The organism is Pantoea allii (genome assembly GCF_002307475.1).
Taxonomy (GTDB): Bacteria; Pseudomonadota; Gammaproteobacteria; order Enterobacterales; family Enterobacteriaceae; genus Pantoea; species Pantoea allii.
In genome coordinates, this window is the sequence record NZ_NTMH01000014.1 from 44,747 (window position 1) to 51,827 (window position 7,081).

A 7,081-nucleotide genomic window follows, 5' to 3' on the forward strand; every position below is an offset into this window, starting at 1 on the left:
CCCACGTTATTGGGATGGTGAAGAAAAGGGGTGAGTTAGTCAGTCAGCGAAAGGGGACATCGCTCATTTAGCGTTTCGGCGGTGAGGTTCAGCAACTGGCGGGCGACGGATTCAGCATGTGTGGCAACCTGGGGCAGGCCCATCAGTTCGCCAAAACGCCCGCGCGCCGCGGGGCCGACCACGTAAAGATGGGGGTTAGGCTGGCCCTGAAGGTTGAGCGTTTGTGACTGCGCATTGACATGTATTCCCAGCGCCAGCGGATCGGGCTGGATAACGCCGTCGTCGGAAAGCTGTTTTAACAGCGCATCGCGCTCGGTTAAAGCACCATGTGCAGGGCCAGTGGTCACGATGACCCGCTCAACCTCCAGCATCACTGCATTGCCAGAACGGGGTTGCAGAGTAAGCTGAATGGCGGACGGTAGGGCTTCAGCTACTGTCAGCCGCGCGGCGAGCACACATAATTCACCACGGCGTTGTCTGTCCTCTAAGACCTGTCCGACCTGAGGCGCGATGCGATAGCGGTGTACGTCCCACCATGGCCGCAGATGCCGCAGAAAGCGGCGTTGTTCACCCAACGGCAGGCGCTGCCAAATCGCCTGGCCATTGCGCCTGACCTCATCAAACACCACCTGCCAGGGAATCGATTTTGCTTCGGCCTGGCGGATGTCCTGCCTTATTCGCCGCAGCCAGGTGCGGGTGCTCAAGGGGACGGTAAGATCACCATCAAACTGCCAACTGAGGTTCGCCTCGCTCAGATTGGGCCGGGGAAGCTGCCCGCGCCGGGAAAAGACGGTGACAGGGCCACGATGTCCCTGCCGTTCAAGCGTAGCAACCATGTCGGACATGGTTAAGCCCGACCCGACAATCGCGACACGGTCGTCAGGCGCAATCTGTGACAGGGCTTGATGCCGCCAGGGATTGGCGATAAGCCCTGGATGATTTGCCAGCGGTGTTAAGGCTGCGGGAAGCTGGGGCGCGGGATGACTGATCGCCAGCACCACGATATCCGCCTGAATACGCTTGCCGGATGCGGTGCTGACCGTGCCTTGCCGCAAGGCTACGGCGCGGTCCTGCACATGTACCAGCCCGACCGGGGAATGCGCCTTTACCGCCTCAAACTGCTGATTCACCCAGTGTGCAAACTGCCTGCGTTGAGGATAGACATTGCCGTCATGCCAGTGTGCAGCCGAATCACGGATAAACGCACTGGAAGCACGGAACCAGCGGTCAAAACTGCCTTCTTCATCACCGGCTAATTGCATACGCGAGGCGGGCACATTAATGCGATGGGCCGGATCGGTTGTCGAGTAGGCAACGCCCTGAGCCAGCTGCGCCCGGGGTTCGATAACCGTCACGCGCAATCCTGAACTGCCGAGACGACCCAAATGAACGGCCAGCGCCGTTCCACTGAATCCGCCACCAACGATGACAATATGCTGCTCGGACATACACTGCCTCTCTGATTAGCTCGCACTGGCCTGTTTTTCGGGACGACGATCGCCCCCGATGGTTTCGCCGAAAGGACCGGTATTCACACTGCGCTGCTTTTTATCGGCATGGGTGGAAAGCGGCAGCAGCGGCATCAGTAAATCGGCAACCCGATGTGCTTCTTCAAGATGCGGATAACCGGACAGAATAAAGTTATCAATGCCCAGCGCCTGATATTCCCGTATCCGTTCCGCCACCTGTTGCGGATTACCCACCAGCGCAGTGCCTGCGCCGCCCCGCACCAGGCCGACGCCAGCCCATAAGTTAGGCCCGATGCGCAGTCCATCACGTGAACCGCCGTGCAGGGCGCTCATGCGGGCCTGACCGGTCGAGTCCATGCGGGCAAAGATTTTCTGTGCTGCGGCAATGGTTTCTTCATCCAGGTGCGCGATCAACTTATCGGCTGCGGCCCAGGCCTCTTCCTCGGTTTCCCGCACGATCACGTGCAGACGAATGCCGTAGGAGAGCGTCCGGCCACGTTCCTCGGCACGCTTGCGCACCCCTTCCAGTTTAGCGGCAACCTGGTCTACCGGCTCGCCCCATGTCAAATAGGTATCAACCTGGCTGGCTGCAACCTCAACGGCTTCATCTGAGGAGCCGCCAAAATAAAGGGGCGGGCCTTCGGCCTGAACTGGGGGAAAGAGGATCTCAGCGCCTTCAACGTGAATATGTTCCCCGTGATAATCCACCTTTTCCCCTTTAAGCAGGCGAGAATAGACATCAAGAAACTCACGAGTGACCTGATAACGTTCAGCGTGGCTGAGAAAAATGCCGTCGCCTTTGTTTTCAACCGGGTCACCGCCCGTCACCACATTAATAAGTAAACGTCCTTCAGACAGACGATCCAGCGTTGCAGCCATGCGCGCGGCCAGGCTCGGTGGCTGTAAACCCGGTCGGACGGCCACCAGATAACGAAGCTGTTTGGTTATCGGAGTCAGCGCCGAGGCAACCAGCCAGGCGTCCTCACAGCTTTTCCCGGTCGGAATCAGTACGCCGTAAAATCCCAGATTATCGGCGGCAAGGGCGACCTGTTGCAGATAGGGCAGATCTACCGCTCTGCCGCCCTGGGTAGTCCCCAGATAACGCCCGTCGCCATGGGTCGGTAAGAACCAAAAAAGGTTAATGTTTTTTTCAGCGGCATCACGCATTAGCAGATTCCTTTATAACGATATTTGAAATTGGTAATTAGAAAAATCATTTTCGGTTATATAGCCTTAAGCAGAATGCGTGCCAACCGGTGTTGTATTTTTTATCTATTAATATCAATGAGATGGATTTTCATCGGTGTGGTAATGACTGCTGCAAATGCAGCAATGTGTGACAGCTGTTGTTGCGTTTGCAGCAATTCACGACCGGCACCGGCTCGTTTCTGACCGCAACAAGGGATATGTTTAGCGTTCACTCACTCTGCAGGAATGCGCTATGCAGCACGCTGGCCCCGATTTAATTGACCCCGCTTCCCTGGCGTTCAGGCATATTCTGGATCAGCTGGCACCCACGGACGCCACCGTCTTGATCATCGGTGAAACGGGTACCGGCAAAGAGGTGATGGCGCGCTATCTGCATCATCACAGCCAGCGTCGTCATGCGCCCTTTATGGCGGTTAACTGCGGTGCGCTGACGGAGAGCCTGGCCGAGTCTGAACTCTTTGGTCATGAAAAGGGGGCGTTTACCGGGGCGGGCGATCGCCATCGTGGCTGGTTTGAGGCCGCGCAGGGCGGAACGTTACTGCTGGATGAAATCGGCGAACTCAGTCTGCCCCTTCAGGTCAAGCTGCTTCGCGTGCTACAGGAAAGGGAAATTACCCGCGTGGGATCTTCTCAGGCTGTGAAGGTTGATGTCCGGGTTATTGCCGCGACGAACCGCGATCTGACAACGGCGATAGCCGAGCGGCGGTTTCGCGAAGATCTCTACTACCGGCTTAACGTCGCCAGCGTTGCCTTGCCCCCGCTGCGCCAGCGGTCTGAGGATATCCCGGTTCTGGCAGACTATTTTCTGCAACGGTATGCGCGCCGACTGGGGCGACCGCAGTTGCGTCTGAGCGACGAGGCGATGGAAACACTCAAAGCCTATTCCTGGCCGGGGAACATCCGGGAGCTGGAAAATACATTGCACAACGCGGTGTTGCTCTGCGAAACACCGCAGATAGAACCCCAGCAGCTACGGCTGGGCACGGTGACGGGCGCGGGACAGGTACAAAAGCAGGATGCGCTTGATGCGTTTATTCGCCAGCAGATCCAGTGCAGCGAGTCGCCACTTTATCCCCGCGTCATCGAGGCGCTGGTCAGAAATGCCTATGAACTGAGCCAGGGCAACCAGTTACAGGCCGCGGCGCTGCTGGGAATCAGCCGTAACAGCCTGCGTACCCACCTTGGCCATTTCGGCATCATCAAGCCGCGCCGTAGCCTGATGTCAAGCCCCCTCACTGCTTCAACGGCCGTCGCGCAGGAGCGCGAGTTGCGCATCGGTTATCAAAAGTTCGGCAACCTTGGCATCCTCAAAGCGCGCCAGCAACTTGAACAGCAGCTGGCCGGGCAAAACGTCAGTGTCCTGTGGAGCGAGTTTCCCGCCGGGCCTCAGTTGTTACACGCGCTGAGCCACCGGGAAATAGATTTTGGCACCACGGGTGAAGTACCGCCTTTGTTTGCCCAGGCCAGCCACTGCGCACTGGTCTATGTTGCCTGGGAACCGCCCGCGCCGCAAAGCGTGGCGCTGCTGGTGGCAAAGCACAGCCCAATAAACCAGATTGCCGATTTAAAGGGCAGACGTATTGCGGTGAATAAAGGTTCCAACGTCCATTTTCTGCTACTGCAAATCCTGGATGAGGCAGGGTTGACGCCGGAGGACGTGCGGATTGTTTATGCACCGCCTAAATATCCGTTAACGCCCAGCGATCTGAATGCCGTTGATGCATGGATGATGTGGGACCCTTTACTGAGCGAGGCGGAAAGCGGGGATCAGCTTCGGGTCATTGCCGACGGTGTCGGGCGAGTGAATAACCATCAGTTCTACCTTGCGGACCATCACTTCGCGAACCATTCGCCAGACCTGCTGCAGATATTGATGACCGCCCTGGAGCAGACAGGACGCTATATTGATGCGTACCCGCAAGAGGCCGCCGGGCTGCTGGCCGGAGAGCTGGGCATGTCCGATAGCGCGCTGCGTCGTGCCTTAGCCCGGCGAAGCCATCAAACACAGTCAATGAACCTGGCGATCATTCGTGAGCAGCAGAGAATCGCCGATCGCTTTTATGCGCTCGGCCTGTTTCCCCGAGCGATTAACGTGCGTGACAGGGTATGGCCGCAATGACGTTTTATGACTAAAGATAGACGTTTTACGCATTAAGCCGTTTGCGCCTGATTTGTTATGTTGCGCGGATGACAACACCACTCAGGAAAGAGACATGAAAAAAATCTTATTTAGCGCGCTGCTTGCGGTCGCGCACATTGGCACTATCGTGACGGCACAGGCAGAAGAAAAGCTCAACGTGGTGAATATCGGTTTTCAGAAGGCCAATATTTTTGCCTTACTCAAATACCGTGGCACGCTGGACAGCGAATTCAAAAAGCAGGGGATTGCGGTGCACTGGGTGGAGTTTCCGGCAGGCCCGCAAATGCTGGAAGGGCTCAACATTGGCAGTATCGATCTGGCCGCAACCGGTGACGCGCCGCCAACCTTTGCGCAGGCCGCACAGGCTGACCTGGTTTATCTGGGTCACTCACCGGCGAATCCACAAACCGAAGCCATTGTGGTGCCCGCGGATTCGACGATAAAAAGTGTCAAGGATTTAAAAGGCAAGCGCGTCGCCCTGAACAAGGGATCGGATGTGAACTATTTGCTGGTATCAGCCCTGGAGCAGGCGGGGCTGAGCTACAAAGACATCACGCCGGTTTATCTTCCTCCGGCTGATGCGCGAGCCGCATTCCAGCGTGGCGCCGTGGATGCATGGGTCATCTGGGACCCTTACCTGGCGGAAGTGGAAACCAATGCTGGAGCGCTGCTGCTCAAAAATGCCGAAGGCCTGGTGCCGCACTACACTTTTTATCTGGCCAGTCGCAAATTTGCTGACGGTCATCCCGACACCGCAAAACAGGTTCTTTCAGAACTTGAAAAGCTGAGCAGCTGGGCCAATAAAAATCAGGGCGAAGCCGCTAAAATTCTGTCTGGCTCGACGGGCCTGCCCGAACTTGTCTGGCAGCGCGCGCTGGCAAGAATGCCTTTAGGGGCCGAGCGAATGACGCCGGATGTCTTTAAAGAGCAGCAGACACTGGCGGATAAATTTACGCAGATTGGATTATTGCCGGTGAAGGTGGATGTCAGCAGCGCGACATGGTCACTGGATAAAAAATAAGGGATGGATGTGTTAAGGGCCTGCCGGGTAGACCGGTAGGCCTTTTGTATTGGTGGGGGATACATTTCGTAGCGCGTAATTTTTTGGGGAGCGGCTCGCACTTCTCGTAGGCAAGGCGTGAACAGGTGAGTGGGGAATCTGAATCGCTGATAGTGTGGGCGGGTGTTATTCATGGCCAGCGGTAATGGCGATGCGCACCGATTGGATTTCTTGCTTTTTTACGAATAGCTTCAGACCCATTTGGACGTAAGACCAGGAGCCTCAGGCTTGTGAAGTGTAGTAATCATTACTATAATTCTCGCCATAACGAAAAGGGACTTTTCATGGGTTTTACGCTTTATGTTCATAAACGTTTTGACAGAGTGTTTAAAAAAACGCGTCTGACAGACAGCGTCCTGTGTTACGCAGCAGGTGACGTTATTATTGGCGTGTTTGAGGCTGACTTAGGCGGGGGCGTTATTAAAAAGCGCCTTGCTCTTCGCCAGGGCAAGCGTGGCGGCGCGCGAACGGTCATCTTCTTCAGACAAGGCACCAACCTGGTTTATTACGATGGATGGGTTAAAAACTTGTCGAGGAAATACGCCAGGGAAATCGATGAAGATCAGCTGGATACCTACAGGGATGTGGCAAGAATGTTTTTCCGTGCAAACAGTGAAGTGATGAGCCTGCTCGTCAGAAGCGGAATGGTCAGAGAGGTTAAATGTAATGAAAACTGAACCCGCCGAATTGAGCGAACTACTTGAAGATGCGAAAGCGTTTCACGCGTTAGGACTGGCAACGGATGAAGAAGTGGAGTCCATAGCAAAGCGCGCAAAAAATCGTGAACTCCGCGCGCGTATTGCAGCAGTAAAGCCCATGACGGCAACTGAAATTAAAGACGTGCGCATGCGTTGGGGAATGTCGCAATCGCTTGTGGCGCTCTCATTTGGCATGACGGTCGATAGCGTATCGAAATGGGAGCGAGGTGAAATCACACCGAGCCCACCGGTGATGCGGATGCTGCAACTTCTTCGCGATAACGGCCCTGAGCTCTTTACCTCTAAGCATCAAGGTATGTAGACGCCGAACCCCGGTCGGGGCTTCTCATCCCCCTCAGCGGAGAATATGCAAAAAAAAAGTCCAGAGGTTAGTCTGGACTCTTCTTTAAATGTGGCGGTGAGAGGGGGATTCACTCGCTGCGCTCGCCCTGCGGGTGGCCTTGCGGCCATGCAAAACGGCGGGCCGTTTTGTCGAACCCCGGTC

General features: G+C 55.9%; 6 protein-coding genes. 4 read left to right on the plus strand and 2 right to left on the minus strand.

Going from position 1 to position 7,081, the window contains the following annotated elements:
* Positions 1-35 precede the first annotated feature (35 nt).
* Complete coding sequence (locus CMR03_RS05405; RefSeq protein ID WP_096011015.1) at positions 36-1,448, minus strand: FAD/NAD(P)-binding protein; 1,413 nt, start codon at positions 1,446-1,448, stop codon at positions 36-38.
* Between the two features lie 15 nt (positions 1,449-1,463).
* Positions 1,464-2,636: an FMNH2-dependent alkanesulfonate monooxygenase gene (ssuD, locus tag CMR03_RS05410; protein WP_096011016.1), complete on the minus strand. Its 1,173-nt coding sequence runs from the start codon at positions 2,634-2,636 to the stop codon at positions 1,464-1,466.
* A gap of 274 nt (positions 2,637-2,910) precedes the next feature.
* Here ssuD and CMR03_RS05415 point away from each other — a divergent pair, with 274 nt between their 5' ends.
* The 4 genes from CMR03_RS05415 (at position 2,911) to CMR03_RS05430 (ending at position 6,898) form a co-directional block, all read left to right on the plus strand.
* Complete coding sequence (locus tag CMR03_RS05415) at positions 2,911-4,797, plus strand: sigma-54-dependent Fis family transcriptional regulator (protein WP_096011017.1); 1,887 nt, start codon at positions 2,911-2,913, stop codon at positions 4,795-4,797.
* A gap of 94 nt (positions 4,798-4,891) precedes the next feature.
* On the plus strand, positions 4,892-5,839 hold the full coding sequence (locus CMR03_RS05420) for a sulfonate ABC transporter substrate-binding protein (RefSeq protein WP_096011018.1): 948 nt from the start codon (positions 4,892-4,894) through the stop codon (positions 5,837-5,839).
* A 323-nt stretch (positions 5,840-6,162) separates the two neighbouring features.
* Positions 6,163-6,555 carry a type II toxin-antitoxin system RelE/ParE family toxin gene (locus CMR03_RS05425; protein ID WP_096011019.1) on the plus strand — a complete coding sequence of 131 codons (393 nt, stop codon included), beginning with the start codon at positions 6,163-6,165 and terminating at the stop codon, positions 6,553-6,555.
* Positions 6,545-6,898 (plus strand): type II toxin-antitoxin system MqsA family antitoxin, encoded by a 354-nt coding sequence (locus CMR03_RS05430; protein WP_063879931.1) that lies wholly within the window; start codon positions 6,545-6,547, stop codon positions 6,896-6,898. The genes CMR03_RS05425 and CMR03_RS05430 overlap by 11 nt, the downstream gene beginning before the upstream one ends.
* The last annotated feature ends 183 nt before the right edge of the window (positions 6,899-7,081 follow it).